This is a genomic window from Halococcus sp. PRR34 (assembly GCF_028617175.1).
In the GTDB taxonomy this organism is placed as follows: Archaea; Halobacteriota; Halobacteria; order Halobacteriales; family Halococcaceae; genus Halococcus; species Halococcus salifodinae.
Genome location: NZ_JAQJDA010000033.1, coordinates 1 through 18,001 on the forward strand (window position 1 = coordinate 1; position 18,001 = coordinate 18,001).

The 18,001-nt window shown below is 57.5% G+C and carries 11 protein-coding genes and 2 pseudogenes; 8 read left to right on the top strand and 5 right to left on the bottom strand.

The genetic code is table 11. From position 1 onward, the window contains the following. Positions 1-70: 70 nt before the first annotated feature. Positions 71-1,051, bottom strand: coding sequence for a glycosyltransferase family 2 protein (locus tag PHA81_RS19660; protein ID WP_273838467.1), 981 nt, complete (start codon positions 1,049-1,051; stop codon positions 71-73). Positions 1,052-1,362: 311 nt separating this feature from the next. Between PHA81_RS19660 and PHA81_RS19665 the strand changes: the two genes are divergently transcribed. After that, complete coding sequence (locus PHA81_RS19665; protein ID WP_273838470.1) at positions 1,363-2,583, top strand: O-antigen ligase family protein; 1,221 nt, start codon at positions 1,363-1,365, stop codon at positions 2,581-2,583. 128 nt (positions 2,584-2,711) lie between these two features. Next, positions 2,712-3,537: pseudogene (locus tag PHA81_RS19670) on the top strand (transposase). Between the two features lie 62 nt (positions 3,538-3,599). Here the strand turns inward: PHA81_RS19670 and PHA81_RS19675 are convergent. From PHA81_RS19675 to PHA81_RS19685, 3 genes are all read right to left on the bottom strand, one after another. Then, positions 3,600-4,727: an O-antigen ligase family protein gene (locus PHA81_RS19675; protein WP_273838472.1), complete on the bottom strand. Its 1,128-nt coding sequence runs from the start codon at positions 4,725-4,727 to the stop codon at positions 3,600-3,602. Positions 4,728-4,919: 192 nt separating this feature from the next. Beyond that, on the bottom strand, positions 4,920-6,158 hold the full coding sequence (locus tag PHA81_RS19680) for an O-antigen ligase family protein (RefSeq protein ID WP_273838474.1): 1,239 nt from the start codon (positions 6,156-6,158) through the stop codon (positions 4,920-4,922). A gap of 20 nt (positions 6,159-6,178) precedes the next feature. Next, entirely contained in the window at positions 6,179-7,456 is a 1,278-nt protein-coding gene (locus PHA81_RS19685; protein WP_273838476.1) for an O-antigen ligase family protein, read from the bottom strand. 151 nt (positions 7,457-7,607) lie between these two features. On the opposite strand from PHA81_RS19685, the gene PHA81_RS19690 reads away from it, so the two are divergent. From PHA81_RS19690 to PHA81_RS19705, 4 genes are all read left to right on the top strand, one after another. After that, positions 7,608-8,759, top strand: a complete 1,152-nt coding sequence (locus PHA81_RS19690) for a glycosyltransferase (protein ID WP_273838477.1) — start codon at positions 7,608-7,610, stop codon at positions 8,757-8,759. A gap of 44 nt (positions 8,760-8,803) precedes the next feature. Further along, a complete protein-coding gene (locus tag PHA81_RS19695; RefSeq protein WP_273838478.1) occupies positions 8,804-10,273 on the top strand; it encodes a sulfatase in 1,470 nt (489 codons plus the stop codon). 62 nt (positions 10,274-10,335) lie between these two features. Continuing rightward, on the top strand, positions 10,336-11,274 hold the full coding sequence (locus PHA81_RS19700; protein ID WP_273838479.1) for a hypothetical protein: 939 nt from the start codon (positions 10,336-10,338) through the stop codon (positions 11,272-11,274). Positions 11,275-11,489: 215 nt separating this feature from the next. Continuing rightward, on the top strand, positions 11,490-15,203 hold the full coding sequence (locus tag PHA81_RS19705; protein WP_273838481.1) for a S8 family serine peptidase: 3,714 nt from the start codon (positions 11,490-11,492) through the stop codon (positions 15,201-15,203). Positions 15,204-15,266: 63 nt separating this feature from the next. Here the strand turns inward: PHA81_RS19705 and PHA81_RS19710 are convergent, their stop codons facing one another. Next, positions 15,267-16,388 carry a glycosyltransferase family 4 protein gene (locus PHA81_RS19710; protein WP_273838483.1) on the bottom strand — a complete coding sequence of 374 codons (1,122 nt, stop codon included), beginning with the start codon at positions 16,386-16,388 and terminating at the stop codon, positions 15,267-15,269. 104 nt (positions 16,389-16,492) lie between these two features. Between PHA81_RS19710 and PHA81_RS19715 the strand changes: the two genes are divergently transcribed. After that, positions 16,493-17,476 carry an NAD-dependent epimerase/dehydratase family protein gene (locus tag PHA81_RS19715; protein ID WP_273838484.1) on the top strand — a complete coding sequence of 328 codons (984 nt, stop codon included), beginning with the start codon at positions 16,493-16,495 and terminating at the stop codon, positions 17,474-17,476. Positions 17,477-17,702: 226 nt separating this feature from the next. Beyond that, a pseudogene (locus PHA81_RS19720) lies at positions 17,703-18,001 on the top strand (sugar transferase); the annotation flags it as partial.

Consider the following 18,001-nt stretch of genomic DNA (forward strand, 5'->3'; position numbering starts at 1 on the left):
CAGGTCACTGATTCATCCGCTTCATTCCTACAACGTATCAGCTATTGGGCTGTTGAGCCAAAGTGGACAACTAGCGAAATTGACGAACCGCCCACCGCTTGAGTGCTTGGACCGGCCGATAGGTGTATCGGCCCCCGAGCGAACTCAGCCAGTAGACGTACACTCGTTTATTGGTCGGGTCGTACACCAGAGACCGGGTTAACAGCCGTCGTGAAAGTCCGTACTGGCCATTTGAGAGCGCGGAGTATCCGAGTTGGAACAGCAGGCGGCCGCGACGACGGCGCTCGAACCAAGGACCACACTCCGCCGCGAGTGGAGCGAACTTGTCCCGGAACAGCGGGTACGTCTCGGTGAGCTTCGCCCTGACATCGTCACTAATCTGCTCGTGGGCGGCATTGTGTCGAACGACCAGCGGCTCGGGAACCGCCACGAACTTCGCGTGCCTCGAGAGCCGGATGTAGTACTCCCAATCTTGCCAGCTTGGAAACCGCTCGTCGAGAGGTCCCGTTCTCTCGACCGTCTCGGCATCGGCCAACAGCACCGAGAACGACCCGGTGAAGTTCCGAAGCAATAGCTCTCTGGTGACGTCGCCTTCGATACACGAGGAGTTCACCCCGTTCGTCCGGCCCCTGGAATCGACGTTCTCGATGCCGACGTAGACGACGCCTACGTCCCCATCGGCACGGTCGTAGGCGTCCAGTTGTGCCTCCAGCTTGTGGGGCCGCCATTCGTCGTCGTCGTCGAGAAACGCGACGAACGTGCCGGACGCGCGCTCGATACCCGTGTTTCGAGCACCGCTTCCGCCCCGGCTTTTTTCATGTCGGACATATGTGATTCGGTCATCGCCGTAGTCGCCAATGACAGATTCTGTGTCGTCCGTGGACGCATCGTCTACGACTATCACCTCGAGATTCTCATGGGTCTGCTCCAACACGCTATCAAGCGCTCGCGGGAGAACATCTGCTCGGTTGTGGGTCGGGAGCACTACGCTGACAGTATCCGTATCAGCACTATGACTGAGGTCTGATTCACATCGTACACTGTTCACCATATATCGACTACAACACCCCTCTGGGTTGGTTCTATTGGTAGTTGGACGCTATGATTCACTAGCAGGAAGCTAGATATAGCCGAATATTTATATTATAATTGATGAATATAGTAGTGAAAAGAGTAATCGTCACATACAAATTCACGACCCTAGTCCACATCACGTGTAGACTAACAAAATAGTATGCAAATCTTTATATGTTATTATTACAGAATTTTTGTTGGCGTATTTTGGCATGGAGGCATCATGAGTTTTGTTTGTTTCAAATATTATTTTAATAGATGGGGTAATAGACCAGCGTGGGAAAAAGTATGATACGCGCCGACACGTTTTGGATCGGACTACTTCTCCTCACGTCATCGCTATCCGTCACTACTCTTATTCCAGAGCTAGTTGGATATGTCATTATTCTTAGCGCCTACATGGTATTTGTCGGAGTACTCCTCGTCACTGACCGGTTCGCAGTCGTCTATCACTGGGCAATTGTCCCAATGATAGTGTTGACATGGACTGTATTCGCGCTCACAACAGTACTTGACCCTACCGGTGCAGGGATCATTCGCCTTGGCGCGTTCGTCGTGATTACCGGTATCAATCTCTTTGTCGTTCCGGCAGTTATCGACCGGGCTGCCCTCCATGATGTTATTGCCTACACGGCCGGAGTGTCCATTCTCATCGGATTACCGACAGTTATCTTCGGAGCATACGAGATTGCTGGACTCACCATCTCGCCGTGGCACACGAGCCACGAACTCTTCGGGATCTCTCTGAACACTCTGCGGTCGGTATTCAGCAACCCGAACACACTAACTGGTTTCTCGGCTCTGGGGACGGTTGCTGCTGGGGCGGGCTTTGTCCGTTCCCACGGCGCGCTAACCGCAGGATTAGTCGGGTTGAATGCTCTCGGTGCCTACCTTGCGAGCGGACGAGCGGGACTGCTAGCGCTCATCGTTGCAGGTGTACTGTACGTCGTCTATCGGCTTCTCGGACGTATTGCGCTGGCAGGTCTCGTGGGTGCCGGCGCGCTCACAGTAGTAGCTGGGTTTGCGATGGCGTTAGGCATCGTTCCCGGACCGAGTGCTGTTTCGCACGTTGATCTCAGCAGTCGCCGCGCTATTTGGACGGCGGCGTACGAAGCGATACTCAATAGGCCCGCAATTGGGTGGGGGCCTGGAAAGGACAAGACGGTGCTTGCGAGATATATCGGCGAGTCAAGTCCTGTACGAGGAACTCACAACAGCTATATTCGAATGTTCCTGATCGGAGGACTCCTCGGCGGTGGGGCATATCTCGCCATCACTATTAGTACCGTCATGATTGGGTTACAGAATGCCGACTCCGAAACGCTGTTTACTTTTCTCTTGCTTATAATGTTTCTCATCATGCAGATTTTTGAAGGCATGACAATATTTGGACTCAGTTTATTCTCGACGCTGGGGGCTTTCTTTGTCGGCTACATACAGGCATCATCTACGATAAGCAAAGTTGTGGTATTTGATATACATAAACTAGTTCCTAGATTGGGCAGATGATTCGACGCTAAGCAGTATCTCGACCGCGCTGTAGGGTCTCCGATACCGTTATGTGCTCTATTGAAAATGGAGGACGGCGGCGGGATTACTCCGTAATAGCTTAAGGAGATGAGGCCGAGAAGTCGATAATGGCAGTCGTACTCCTCGACCTCGTCGAAGAGGCACTCCGTGTAGCCAAACAAGCGTAGGGAAAGCATGCGGGCAAGCCCGAGTCAGGCGGGCTTGCCCGCGCGACTCACATCTTCGCACACTGTATCCGCAAGGAAGAAGGTCTACACCTTCACCAAACTCATCGACCGTCTGAGCCTCATGCCGGAAGTGTGCGATCTGCTTGGGCTCCATCCAGATGCGCTGCCTGATCCAACCACGTTCTACCACCCACTCGATCGGTATGCGATGTACGTCTGACGGGCGTTGCTGCGCGTTTCAGCGCAGCAACACCCGCAGTCTGGACACGTCGCATTGGACAGCACGTTCTTCGAGCGCAAACAAACTTCCCAGTACTACCTCCAGCGATGCGGCCGCACCGTTAAGACGATCAAAGCGACGACGCTGACCGATACAGAGTCGCTTACGGTGTTGGACGTCCATTGCGGTATCGAGCGCGAACACGACACCAAGGCCGGACCGCGGGTCGTCCGCCGGAACGCGGACGACCTGCGGTCAGTGGCTGCTGACAACGGCTTCCAGGACTGGCACACCGAATACGAAATCGCTACACTGGATGTCGAGTACCTCGTTCATCACCAAGAATCGAGACCGATGGCCGTTGGGAATAATGCGCTCATCCGAACAAAGGGCTACACCCAGCGATGGATGTCGGAGACATCCTACTCTACGGTCAAGCGAACGCAGGACTTCGCCCTGCGTTCGCGGTTCTGGTACCGTCAATTCCGTGAGATCGTTCTCTTGTTTGCGCTCAATAACAGCAAGAAGCTCGTCGAGACGCTATGATCGTACTCTCGTACCGCATTTTCAATAGAGCAGTTAGCTGCGTTCGGTAGTCACTGAAGACGTCAATCTCCCATCGCGGGCTGTGCATACGCGAGCGATAGTGCCCACAGAACCGACGAGAGATTCGTTCCGAAGATTGTCCCGCCAGTGAACAACTGTATCACGAGCGCCATGATCACGAGACAGAACGTCGTCAGCGCGAGTGGGGTTTGCTCGCAGACACGCCGGAACGCCAGCACGAGGGCCGACATCGAAAGAACGAGGTAGGCTACCCCGCCGACGATGCCGCCGACGACGAATAATCGGAGATAGCTGTTGTGAGTGCCAGTCAGCGTCTCTCCTGGGTAGAAATCATGTACGATAGCCGCCGTGTCAGCAAGCCCCCATCCGAGAACCGGGCGGGCAGCAAACGCCTCGTACGTCGCAGTCCAAAAGCCGACCCGCGGACCGAGCACTGACTGGAAAAGTACGGTCGGACCGGGAAGAAAACCGAATGCGACTGCAAGCCCGCTGGCGGTAACGAGAGTCCCAGCAATCGTCATGCCGGCGAGAGCGGTCCGGCCGGCGAGGAGATATCCGACAGCAAGGGCTGCGGCGATGACGAACGCGAGAATTGATGCTCGACCGAGGCCGAGAAAGACGCCGAACAAATTGAGCGCACACGCCGCAACCATCCATGGTGAGCGGGTGTGTGCGGCCACGCCGGCCGCACAAACTGCGCCGAACGTGGCCAAAATCCGAAAGTAACTGATTACGTCGAAAATAGAGGCCGGTGTACGCTGAATGATGCCAAGTGTGAACTCCGAGCGCTGGCTGTCTAACACGCGGGCGATTTCTACGCCGGCGATGGTATATTCCGGCCAGATGATTGACGGGAGAGCGAGCAGGACGCATCCGGCACCGACAACACCGACTGCCGTGAACGCGTGTTCACGGGAGACAACGGCCGGCATTACAAACAGCGTAATCGCGGAGAGACCGACGAACGCGCTAAACCGAAGGAGCGCCCGCATGGAGGGATTCAAAACGAGTCCGGCGGCGAACACGACCCACAGCACTACCGTCGGGTAGAGAAGCGCTCGGTGGACTTGAACGGGTATGTTGGACCAACGATACTCGCGGAACCCGCGAAAGTCATCATGTGTCGTGACAGCTATCACGAGGAACATCCCGTAGGCCCCGATGACCATGAGGTTCCCGGTGAATCGAGAAACGAATATCGAGAGCGCGAGAGCACAACTACCCAGAACGAGATAGAATGCGGCGAGAGTTCTATCCATGACCGAGAGAGCGACCCCCAGTCAACTGATTGTTTCGGTATCCTCGCTACAGGGTTCCCATCGCCGCGAATAGATCGGTGGCCAGTATAAATGATAAGCAATTCAACTGTCAAGAATGCCGTGAGTCCGTTGAATAGCCATATTCATCAGTTCGGACAGCTGGATCGACTGTCGGGACGTCGAGGGTTGTGCGTAGCCGACGAAGACTGCGCCAAGCGTCGAGACCACGCTCACCCCGAACAGGGTCGCACCGGAGAACGTCTGTAGAAGTAAAAATCCGACCACAAGAACAACCAGACAAACATCGACGAACTCATCGCTTCCGGGAGAGATGTTCTCGGCGGTCTGGCGGAGCGCTGCCATCAGTGCGGCTACGCATACTGCAAGATACGCAACTCCTGAACCAATGCCACCGATCAGGAACACCCGGAGGTAGCTGTTATGTGTGCCTGCATCGCCAAAATACGAGGGCCCTTCGAACCAGCGGTCGATTACGAGTCTGTCCATCCCAAGTCCCCACCCAAAGAATGGACGATGGGCGATGGCCTCAACTGTCGCCGACCAGATGGCACCGCGGCCGTTGAGTGCAATCGCGGTTGGTAAGTTCGAAGAGGGAGTAGCTTGAATTACCAATAGGCCCCCCGCAAACACAATAAGCCCGCCGATTGAGGCCGCCGTCAGCCCACGAACGCCAAAGACATAGTAGGTGGCAGCGAGACCGGCTGCTGCGCCCAAGACGAGCAGTCCGGAACGGCTCTCCGTGATGAGCACACCGAACACGTTCACGGCTACGAGTGCAGCGGCCATCGGCGTCTGGTCGCGCGCCCATTCCGCGCCGGCAGCGATGGCCCCGAACACCGCAAGCGCGGCAAGGTTGTTTGGCGTCGTGAATACAGACCGTGGGATGTAGTAGGTGAACGTGGCGAATTCTTTGGGTCCGGCCCACGGTTCGAGAACGACTGGACCGACAGCAATTTCTCCCATGAGAACGACCGGCAGCCCTACGAGAGTCAGACCGGCCCCAGCCCGAGAGACTGCGTGATAGGCTGTCCGACGGTCGATAACGGCTGGCAAAACGAGTACGTTGACGGCTGTCAAGAGGGTGAATGCGGCCAAACGCAATACCGAACTCCGGCCGATATTGGCGATGAAACTGATGACGAAGAATGCCCAGACGGCAATCAGTGGGTAGATGATGGGACGATAGGCGAAGATGGCTACATTATCTTTGAGGAGGAACAACCACGTCAGTAGTGCATACGCGATAGCCACGAGCACATAGCCGACGCCTGTTGAAATCAACGGAGACGAAGAAAGCGATACAGTGAAAATGATCGTCATGAAAGTTGCAATACTACGGTTCACACTTCTCCATTAAGAGATAGTGGTTTGTGCGCTTTGTAATGTCTACCGATTGACCGTAGTGGCTCGGTATTAAGCAACGGCGACTGTGCGTAGCCAATAGTAAGCGCCCAGAGTACTGACGACAGATTGGTGCCGAAAATCGTCGCGCCGTCGAACAGCTGAAAAACGAGTACCATAACGACGAGACAGAACGTCGTCAGCGCGAGTGGTGTTCGTTCTCGAATACGTCGGAACGCCGCCGCAAGTACGGACCCACACAATACGAGGTAAGTTACCCCGCCAACGATGCCACCGATAACGAACAGTCGGAGATAGCTGTTGTGGACGCCAGTGAAGGGCCCGGAGTAATGGTTTCCGATTGCGGTCCCTGTATCGACGAGGCCCCATCCAAAGAACGGTCGCGCAGCAAACGTCCGAAACGACGCCGTCCAGTATCCAGGTCGGTCGCCAAGCGCTGCACGGAGCGGTTCTGTCGGTCCGGGAAGGACACCGAATGCGATGGCGAGAGCAATCACGGTGGCTCCCGTCCCGGCAATCGTTACGCCCACGAGAGCGATCCGACCGGCGAGATAGTATGCGAACACGAGTACGGCTGCAACCACGACGGCGAGCCGTGCCGCACGCCCAAGCGTGAGATAGACGCCAATGAGGTTTAGCGCTGCGACGATAGCCATTCGTGGCGAGCGGGTCCGTGTGGCTACGCCGGCTGCTGCAACGGTTCCCATGGCGACGAGCACACGGAAATAATTTTGCTGGTCGAAAATGAACGTTGGCGAGCGAACGTGTGTGTCTAAAATGAAAACATATGTTGCAGACACACGGTCAATCGTCCACCCTAAGACGGAAAATTCGCCCAGTAACGCTGATGGAAGACTGAGTAGTACGCATACCGCCCCGACGATGCCGATAGCTGTGAAGGCTTGCTCGCGTGTGACGACCGCCGGGACGACGAAGAGTGTAATCGCGGAGAGAACGATGAACGCACCCGTCCGGAGCGCGGAACTCGGAGAGGGATTGAGTGCCAGCCCAAGTAAAAACACCCCCCAGAGAACGGTGGCCGAAAAGAGGATTACTGGCTCGTATCGAAACGGAATGTCGGGCAACCAACGGTTGCGGATGTCATTGATAGGGGCGGTCGCCACAACAGCCGACACGACGAAAACGGCGTACGAGACGAGAACAATGAGATTTCCAACGAACCGAGAGACGAATATCGAGAGACCAAATATACAACTTCCGAGAAGAAGATAGAACGCAGCAAGCGGTTTTTCCATGGCTGAGATCGCAATCTCTGTCCAAATGATTGTTTCGGTAACCGCTCCATAGGTAGTGGATGCAATCTCTATCTCGTTTTGTCGGCCGGCAACCCAGTACGATTGACATTCATAACATTGAAGATTGAACCACCCGATTTTGTCCTATCTGATGGACGTTTGTTTCCTCATCAATCAACTTGCGCCGGGCGGCGCACCGACGCTGTTGCTCGATATCGTTGCGAACACCGACGCCAACATCGATATCGACTACACCGTCTGTTTCATCGAGGGCGAGGATACGCTTTCGGCGGACTTCGAAGACGCAGGTGCTCGGGTACTGGACTTCGGTGGGACGTTCAAATTCGATCCACGAGCACTCTCCAGAATGGGCCGCTTTTTCCGGCGCGAGGAGTTCGATATTCTCCACACACATCTTCCGTATTCACAGACGCTTGGCCGTATCTTCGGTCGGCTTGGCGGCCTCAAAACAGTAGTCAGCACGCAGCACAGCATCTCAGATCACTACCATCCACTGACCGGGACGCTCGAACGCCTGACGCGCCCACTCGATACGAAGACCATCGCCATCTCCGAAGGCGTCGAACGCTCCTTTACCGGCTCCGCCCGCCAGTACGAGCCAGGCCAACCCGGCCAGTGGTGTACCATCTACAACGGTGTTGACGTCACTAGCTTCAACGAGCGGGTCAGGACCGCCGACATCACCGCTCTCGAATCGCAATACGGAATCGACGATGAGCCGACATTCTTGAGTGTTGGGCGGTACGTGCCAGCGAAATCCCAAGCCGATCTCGTCGCCGCGATGACCCGCGTCGTTGACACCCACCCCGACGCGCGGCTGTTCATCATCGGCTGGGGCGACCTCAAAGACGACCTCAGGGCGGCAGCGAGCGACCGCGGTCTCTCGGCGAACGTCACCGTCACCGGGCGCGTGCCGCCCGCCGACATCCACGAATACTACGCCTTTGCCGACGCCTTCGTGACATCTTCGACGATGGAGGGACTGGGAATCGCGGGACTGGAAGCGATGGCGGCAGAACTCCCCGTCGTCGCCACCGCCGTACCCGGCCTGCGCGAAATCGTTATTGAGGGCGAAACAGGGCTACTAGTCCCCCCAAACGCTCCTGATCAGCTGGCCGATGCGATGGTGCGTGTTCTGCGAACCGACAAATCATACGGAACGAACGGCTACGAGCGTGCCGCAGCCACCTTCGACATTCGAAAAACTGTCGCCTCGTACCACGAACTCTACGGCGAGCTGTGTAGCGATGTGAACCCACCGATGACCGCCCGACACGACTGAAAACGTATTTAGCCCAACGCACTCGATTTTCGACCATCCAATCGATGGTTTCCCATCCAAATGTTGTGGTCGTGGTGATGGATACTGCACGTGCCAGAGATATCGTCGGCTCTGACCACCGAGGTACGTCTCTCTCCGCTATCGACCAACTCGCCGAGGAGGGCACCGAGTACACGCAGGCGTTCACGGGGTCACCATGGACGCTTCCGTCCCACGCCTCGCTGTTCACCAGCACGTATCCGTCAAAACACGGCGCACACGCGGGCCACAAGCATCTCGATGACGATCTCCCGACCCTCGCCGAGGCGTTCCGAACGAACGGGTACGAGACAGTTGCCGTCACGAACAATACGTGGATTTCCGAGGAATTTGGCTTTGCGCGCGGGTTCGAGACGGTCTATAAGACGTGGCAGTACGTTCAGACAGACACCGACCTCGGCGAGGTTGCCCGCACGACCGAGGGCCGTGCCACCGTTCGTGCGCTCGCCGACCGTCTAACCGAGGGGAACCCGCTCGTCAACGTCGCCAACGCCTTGTATGGGAAATTCCTCCGCAAGCGTGCTGACGACGGCGCACGCCGGACGAACGAGTGGATTGCTGACTGGGTCACAGACCGGAATTCCGATCATCCGTTTTTTTGCTTCGTCAACTACCTCGAACCCCATCTCGAATACCGCCCGCCGAAGTCCTTCGCCGAGGAGTTTCTGCCAAACGGCATCACCTACGACGAGGCAATGGACGTGCCACAGGACGCGTGGGGATACATTGCGGGCGAGGCTTCCCTTACGGAGCAAGAATTGGAAATACTCCACGCGCTCTACCAGGCAGAAATAGCCTATCTCGACCGTCGCGTCGGCGAACTCAGAGATTATCTCGAAACCGCCGGCGAGTTCGAGGACACGGTGTTCGTCGTGACGAGCGACCACGGCGAGAACATCGGCGACCACGGCATGATGGACCACCAGTACAGTCTGTACGATACCTTACTCCACGTCCCGCTGGTCGTCCACGGCGAGGGGTTCGGGACGGGCCAGAACGAGGACCTCGTCCAACTCACGGACCTCGCACCGACGCTCCTCGATGCGGCCGGCATCGATGCGCCGGAGCTGCGTGAGGAATCACAGGGCCGGTCGTTCCATCCAGCGGCGGAGACGGAACCCCGCGAGTGCGCCATCGCCGAATACATGGCTCCACAGCCCTCGATGGACGCGCTCGAACAGCGTGTGGGGAGTCTCCCGGCTGAAGTACGTCGCTACGACCGTTCGCTGCGTGCGATCCGTACCGATGATTGGAAACTGATTCGAGGCTCGGACGGCTCGCACGAACTCTATCATCTCACAGACGAACCCGTGGAGCAGACAGATCTTTCGGCCGAGAACACAGACCGCGTTGCAGCGCTCGACGACTGTCTCGACGACTGGCTGGCATCGTTCGATCATGCCGAAGCGACCGGCGACGTTTCGATGACTGATGCGACGGAGGCACGGCTCGAAGACCTTGGCTATCTTCAGTAGTTCAACGCTGTTGCGAGACGACTCGGGAGGTTTATGAGCGATGCAGTACGCCCGCAAAACAGGTGACTGACGTGAGTCTATTCGATATAGTAAAGCAGACAGCGACAGGGCGTCGATTTACGCTTACTGATATTCGACGCGGAATAGAGAACCCACGACAGGCGGTGTCGAAAGTAAATCAACTATACAACCACCTCCGAGCTGGCCAACGCTATAATCCAGAGGGGATCGATGTCTTCGCGGAAGATTGGGACAACCTCATCATCCTCGATGCCTGCCGATATGACGAGTTCGAGCAACGCTCGATGCTTCCCGGACGAACCGAAAGCCGCATCTCGCGTGGAAGCACCAGCCCTGAGTTTATTCGGGGGAATTTCACCGAAAAGACGCTCCACGATGTCGTCTATATCTCGGCCAATGGCTGGTATGCAAAACTCAAAGACGACATCGGCACGGACGTTCATGCTTTCGAGTTCGTCGAGCGCGATGCGATGGGGGGGCTAACCTCGCGCCCGGAAACAGTTGCTGCCGCCGCGCGCGATGCCGCAGAGAAGTACCCTGAAAAACGGCTTCTCGTCCACTTCATGCAACCACACCAGCCATATCTTGGGCCTACGGGCGAACGATTCGAGTTCAGCACAGGCATGCAGGATACTATACGACAGACTGACGCGAGCTACAGAGATGTAATACAAGCCTACCGTGAGAACTTGGAGCTCGTACTCGCAGAAGTCGAACCACTACTAAACGATCTCGGCGGAAAGACCGTCGTCACCGCTGACCATGGCGAGTTACTCAACGACCGCGAGCGGCCGATACCGATACGGACGTACGGTCATCCAGAGGGCGTCTATGACGAGCATCTGGTGAACGTTCCATGGCATATCTATGAGAACGGCGACCGAAAGAAAATCGTTGCAGAACAACCATCCATGGGAACGAATGAAGTCGATTTCGAGCAAGTCGAACAAAACCTCAGGGACCTCGGATATCGAGCATAATATAAAATCAGCGGTTGAGCAATAGCCGGCTCTTGTTAAACTCTTGTAGGAGGTGCCAGATGTAGTGTGTCCTACGAATTTAGATGCCGATGGCATTGGATAAAATGAGGTGAAGTATTCACCAATCGCAATAGCATTCGATAACATGCCATCGACCCCAATTCGTATATTTTGACAATACAAAGATTTATTACGTGTAGGTATCTGTCTGAAGTATGTCTGAGGAGCCGCCGTTCAGTAGGCGACAATTTTTAAGGGTTGCAGGTGCGGTCGGAGTTCTCTCCGGAACAACGGGAACTGCAGCCGCTCAGCAGTCAGATGGAAAGCGAAACGAACTGCTCGTCGGCATCGCCCCATCGGCAAATGCTCGCCAAACCGCCCAGCGGGCGCTCCCGTCCGAGGCACGAATCGTCGGCGAGAACAACACGCTCGGCTACGTCAGGGCCGAGTTGCCCGAGCGCAACTCAGCAAGTACAGCGGCCAGCGTCGCCAGCACTGTCGCCTCCCGTCGGGGCGTCGAGTACGCCGAACCAAATGCTATTTATGAGACGGTTGCTGTCCCGAACGACCCGCGCTTCGGCGACCAGTACGCCCCGGAGATGGTGAACGCACCGGCCGCGTGGGACACCACCTACGGGGACGGCGAGGTGACGATTGCAGTCGTCGACCAAGGCATCAAAGACGACCATCCTGACCTCGAAGCCACCGTTGCGAGCGATCGCGCGCGAGATTTCGTCGATGACGACGATGACCCCTATCCCGATTCGCTTTCGGAAGAACAGCACGGCACGCACGTCGCCGGCATCGCGGCCGCCGGGACGAACAACGACACCGGTGTTGCGGGCATCAGCAACGCGACACTGCTCAGCGTTCGTGCGCTCGACGAGACCGGATCTGGGTCCACCGCCGATATCGCTGATGGCATCCAGTGGGCCGCAGACAACGATGCGGACATCATCAACCTCTCGCTCGGTGGCGGATTCACCGAGACACTACAGAAGGCGGTCTCCTACGCCTATGAGGAGGGCGTGTTGCTCGTCGCCGCGGCAGGCAACGACAGCGGCTCGGTCAAGTATCCCGCGGCCTACGACGAATGTGTGGCTGTCTCCGCGCTTGACCCCGACGGCAGTCTCGCATCCTATTCGAGTCGGGGTCCCGAAATCGAACTCGCCGCCCCGGGAACGAACCTGCTTTCGACGTGGACCGACAATGGCTATAATTCAATTTCAGGTACCTCGATGGCAGCGCCGGTCGTGTCGGGTGTTGCGGCACTAATGCTCTCACAGCAAAAGCTCTCGAACGAGCAAGTGCGTTCTCATCTGAAGAACACTGCGGTTGATACCGGTCTATCCAAGAAGAAGCAGGGAGCCGGTCGGGTCGATGCGCTGGCCACAGCACGCTCGCTCTCACACACGCTGAAAATCGATGGGAAAGGCCCGCTGACCGAGTATGATTTCACGGTTAGCGGTGACCTCACCGGCTACAAAGCAATCAATGCCGCGGATGTCATCGATGATCTGCAGGCGAGCGGTAGCGTTGGGGGCGGGCGGGACGTGTATGCTTTCTCGGGTGAGATCACCGACATCAGTGTGGATGGTCCCGCCGACATCTATCTCGACGGCGAGGCAGTCACCGTCGCGGAGCTGCTGCCGAACATCCTGAAGTTCGACGGACAGGGACCGTACACCGACTACGAGTTTTCGGTCGACGGAAATCTAGTTGGCTACAAGGGAATCAACAGTGCGGACGACATTGACCCCGAACGCGGCCATGCTGCTGGCGGCGTCGGAAGTGGCCGGGACGTGTACGCTTTCTCGGGTGAGATCACTGATATCGCTCTTGATGGTCCTATCGATGTTTACCTCAACGGGGAGACAGTCAGCATTGCGGAGCTGCTGCCGAACGTCCTGAAGTTCGACGGACAGGGACCGTACACCGACTACGAGTTTTCGGTCGAGGGAAACCTCGTCGGCTACAAGGGTATCAATGGTGCGGACAACGTCGATGAATCACGTGCTACTGGTGGCGTCGGAAGCGGACGGGATGTCTACGCTTTCTCCGGCGACCTCACTGATATCAGCATAGATGGTCCCATTGATGTCTATCTCAATGGCGACGTTATCGATGTGAGTCCCGATCACACACTGAAAATCGACGGGACAGGTCTGCTGACCGAGTACATCTTCTCGGTTAGTGGTGATCTTGCTGAACACAAGGCCATCAACGGCCCGGACTCGATTAGTGGACCAAACGCGAGCGGTAGCGTTGGGGGCGGGCGGGACGTGTATGCTTTCTCAGGAGAAATCACCGACATTAGTGTGGATGGTCCTGCCGACATCTATCTCGACGGCGAGGCAGTCACCGTCGCGGAGCTGTTGCCAAACGTCCTGAAGTTCGACGGACGGGGACCGTACACCGACTACGAGTTTTCGGTCGGTGGAAATCTAGTTGGCTACAAGGGTATCAACAGTGCGGACAACATCGATGGATCACGTGCTGCTGGTGGTGTCGGAAGCGGACGGGATATCTACTCTTTCTCGGGCGAACTCACTGATATTAGTCTAGACGGCGCTGTTGATGTGTATCTTAATGAAGAATTGTTGAGAACAGGTCCCAAGCATGTGTTGAGTTTTGACAGCAACGGCGGTCGCTTCTCGTACGAGTTTACAGTTGACGCCAACCTCGAAAAGAGCACTGCGAGGGGCGCAACGATTGACGACAACGACACCATCTCGGGCAACACAGCGACTGGTCAAGGTGGTGGTGGTGGTACTGACAGCTACACCTTTTCTGGAGAGTTGCGCAACATCAGTGTAAACGGCGATGCCACAGTCTATCTCAATGGCACTGTGATCAACGGTGATTCACCAGCCATCGGCATCCACAACGGCCTCAGCGATGCCAACTTCGACACCATCGATCGGATGGAAACGTGGCAAAACACTGGCTACGATGTCCAGAACCTGTTCGTCCCCTGGAACCCCGACGAGAGGCATATGAACTGGCTGTTCGATCGAATCCTCCCACAGATCTGGAACGCTGGCCGGACGCCGCTGATCACGTGGGAACCGTACACGCCCGGCGCACGGACCGCATCGGTCGATACCCAGTCGCTCGTCGAGCGCAACGAGTACGACGCCTACATCGAAAGCCTCGCCGACACCACACCGGACGACATCGAAGTCCGTATCGGCAACGGCAACTACGACGACTACATCGACAACTGGGCGAGCCGACTCCAAAACGCCCTCGCGGGCTCCAGCGGTCGACAAGCGTATCTCCGGCTCGCCCACGAGATGAACGGCGACTGGTACCCGTGGTCGCCGACCGTCGGCGGCTCCACACCGCAGAGCTACGTCGGCATGTGGCGACGCGTCCACAGTCGATTCGACCCGCAGGGTATCGGCGACGACCTTCAGTGGATGTGGTGCGTGAACGCCGAGGATGTCGGCTCCTACACGGCCGAGCAACTGTATCCGGGCAACGGATACGTCGATTGGCAGGGTGTCGATGGCTACAACTGGGGCCGCAGCCAAAGCTGGTCGAGCTGGGACTCGCCGGACAGCATCTACGGCGGGATGTTCGATCGGCTGTCGGGTCTCGGAAACAAACCGATCTGTGTTGCGGAGTTCGCCTCCTCCTCGAAGGTAAGTGGAGGCTACGACCCACAGCGCAAAAACGAATGGATTCGGGACGCACTCGCGTACTTCGAGAACCAGGGCATCGACATGTGGTGCTGGTTCAACGAAGACAAGGAAACCGACTGGGCAGTCTTCAACGGGATGCGTGGCACCGAGACGGTCGCCCACAACGGACAGCAGGTCAACGCGTACAACGCCTATCGAGAAGCGATCGATTCGTACGCGACCGTCAGCGGCGCGGCGATGGCGGAATCGAACGTTACCGAACAGGCCATCAGTGACGATTAACCCAGCTTTGGACGGCTGATCCCGTTGGTTCGAAACCGCTGACCGCCGACCGATCCGAACGGCTCACCGGTGGTCGCTTCCACTGAGTGCTTCCAGCTTGGCCGTCGTTCGTGCCACCGTGTCGCTCCATGCGTGCTCGGTGACCACCAGCTCTCGTCCGCGCTCGCCACACGTCTTGCGGCGCTCCGAAGAAGAGGCTAGTTCGTCGAGTGCATCGGCAAACCCTTCCGAGTCACCAACGGGAACAGTGATACCCGCCTCTTCGAGCATCGGGACCAACTGCGCGAGATCGCTCGTGACGGCAGGTGTGCCCGACGAGAGTGCTTCCAGCACCGTCCGCGGCAGCCCCTCGGCTCGGCTCGGGAGGACGAAGAGATCGGCCCCACGATACAGCTCCGACATCTCCTCGTGGGGGACCTCACCGAGGAATTCCACCGCATCGTCGAGTCCGCGGTCGGCGACGCGGCGTTCGAGGTCCGCTCGCAGCGAGCCCTGACCGGCGAAGTGAAGCCGGGCCTCAGGATGAGTCTCTCGAACCTGCTCGATCGCCGACAGCGCATCATCCGGTCGCTTACCCTCGACCAACCGACCGACGAACAGCACCGCGGGATCGCCCGTGATGCGATCGCTTTCGTCGCCGTCGGGCGAGAAACGGTCAGTGTCAATGCCGTTCGCCACCACGTTAATTCGAGTCCTGACGCCGAACTCGCGGAGCCGGCTGGCGTCGGTCTCGGTGTAACAGAACACCGCATCGGCGCTGTCGAAGGTCGCACGCCCGAGCGTGCGGAGATACCAGCGAAAGACCCACTCGGGGGCCGACTGCGAGTAGAGGCCGTGGTTCGTGATCGCGAGTGGCGTCGAATCGAGTCGGCGTTTGACCGCCGCGAGGTTGGTAGAGAAATAGAGATGCGAATGGGCGTGCATCACGTCGAACTCGTCGGCATTCCGGAGGAAACGTGCGACCCCCATCGAAAGGCTGTTACCGAGCACTTCTGCGGTCGCGGGTCGACGGACCACGGTGTAGCCAGCGCGCTCCTCGCGGCGCGGGCGGGTTCCGTCACCGATCGTGAGCACCGTCACGTCGTGGCCCATCGCGGCCTGATCGCGGCTCATCGCGTGAACGTGGTAGGTACCGCCGCCGACGACCTCCGGGTAGGTCTTCTGAGCGATTCGCAGGATGCGCATCTATCCACCCTGCATGCAGACGGCTCAAAAGCGGTTCGATGCACGTTTGAGTCGACTCGCACGATTCCGGTACGCTTTACCCGATCGTCCGATTCCTTCGGCCAATGATACTCGTCACTGGCGGTGCGGGCTTCATCGGCGGTCATCTCGCCGAGGCGTTCGTCCGCGACGGCTACGATGTCGTCACGCTCGACAACCTCGATTCGTACTACGACGTGGACATCAAACACCGAAACGTCGAGTGTGCCCGCGAAGCCGCCGAAGAGGGAACGGGGAGCTACGAACTCGTCGAAGGAGACATTCGTGATGCCGACCTCGTCGACGACCTCGTCGACGATGCCGAATACGTCTTCCATCAAGCTGCACAGGCCGGCGTGCGAACTAGCGTTGAGAATCCTCGGCGAGTGAACGATATTAACGTCGAAGGAACGCTGAACGTGCTCGATGCGGCGCGCGAATCACCCGTTGAGCGAATCGTTTTCGCGAGTTCCTCGTCAGTCTACGGCAAGCCAACCAGTCTCCCTTACGAGGAAGACCATCCGACGACGCCGATCAGTCCCTACGGCGTCTCAAAACTCGCCGCCGAGAACTACGTCCGGGTATACAGCGATCTCTACGATCTCCCGACCGTCGCGCTCCGATACTTCACCGTTTACGGTCCACGGATGCGGCCGAACATGGCGATCAGTAACTTTGTTTCCCGTTGCATGAACGATGAGCCGCCGATTGTCTACGGCGATGGTACGCAGACACGCGATTTTACCTATGCCGACGATATCGTCCGAGCGAACGCGAAGCTGCTTGAGACCGACGCCGCCGACGGCGAAGTGTTGAACATCGGGAGCACAGATAACGTCTCTATCGCGACGCTCGCCGAGGTCATCCGAGACGAGATTGCCCCCGATCTCAGTATCGAGTATGGCGAACGCCAAGCCGGCGACGCCGAACACACACATGCGGATGTGACGAAGGCGAACGTTGTAATCGGGTACGAACCCACGGAGGACATCCGTAGCGGTGTTCGGAAGTTCATTACATGGTACCAAGAAAATCGTGAATGGTACGAGCCGCTTGTCCGCTCCTCCTGAACTGTCTATCCTATGCACCCATTCGGCATATCCTGAATTCTCTGCTAGATTTTGTGTCCGCGCTCATGACATCTACATAACATCATTCGGTTTTTATCGTATCTATGTAGCGCTCCTGGGTTAGCGTGAATTAGACAAACACGAAATCTCAAATCATCATTCGCACAAGACCCTTCACAACGCTTAATCCTACCGCATCACTCAGACAAAGTGATCAGTCGCATCCATGGAGCTCACCACCGGGCTACGGTATCGCGTCGCGAGCACCCTCGGGACCGCCGTGCTCGTCGTGGGCGCGATCGTGGTAGCCAATCACCCGTTCGCTCAGCGGGTCCTGACGTCGCTCCCCGTCTCGGGCCGGCTCGTGCCCACGACACTCACCGACGGGGCGTTGACGGTGGCCGCAGCCACCGCCCTCGCCGTGGTGTTCGTCGCACTCGGGCCGCTGTTCAAGCCCCGGCCCCGCCGGATCCTCGACACCATCTCGCTCACTGTCCGTCGGCTGTTTGCCGCGTCGCTCGCGCT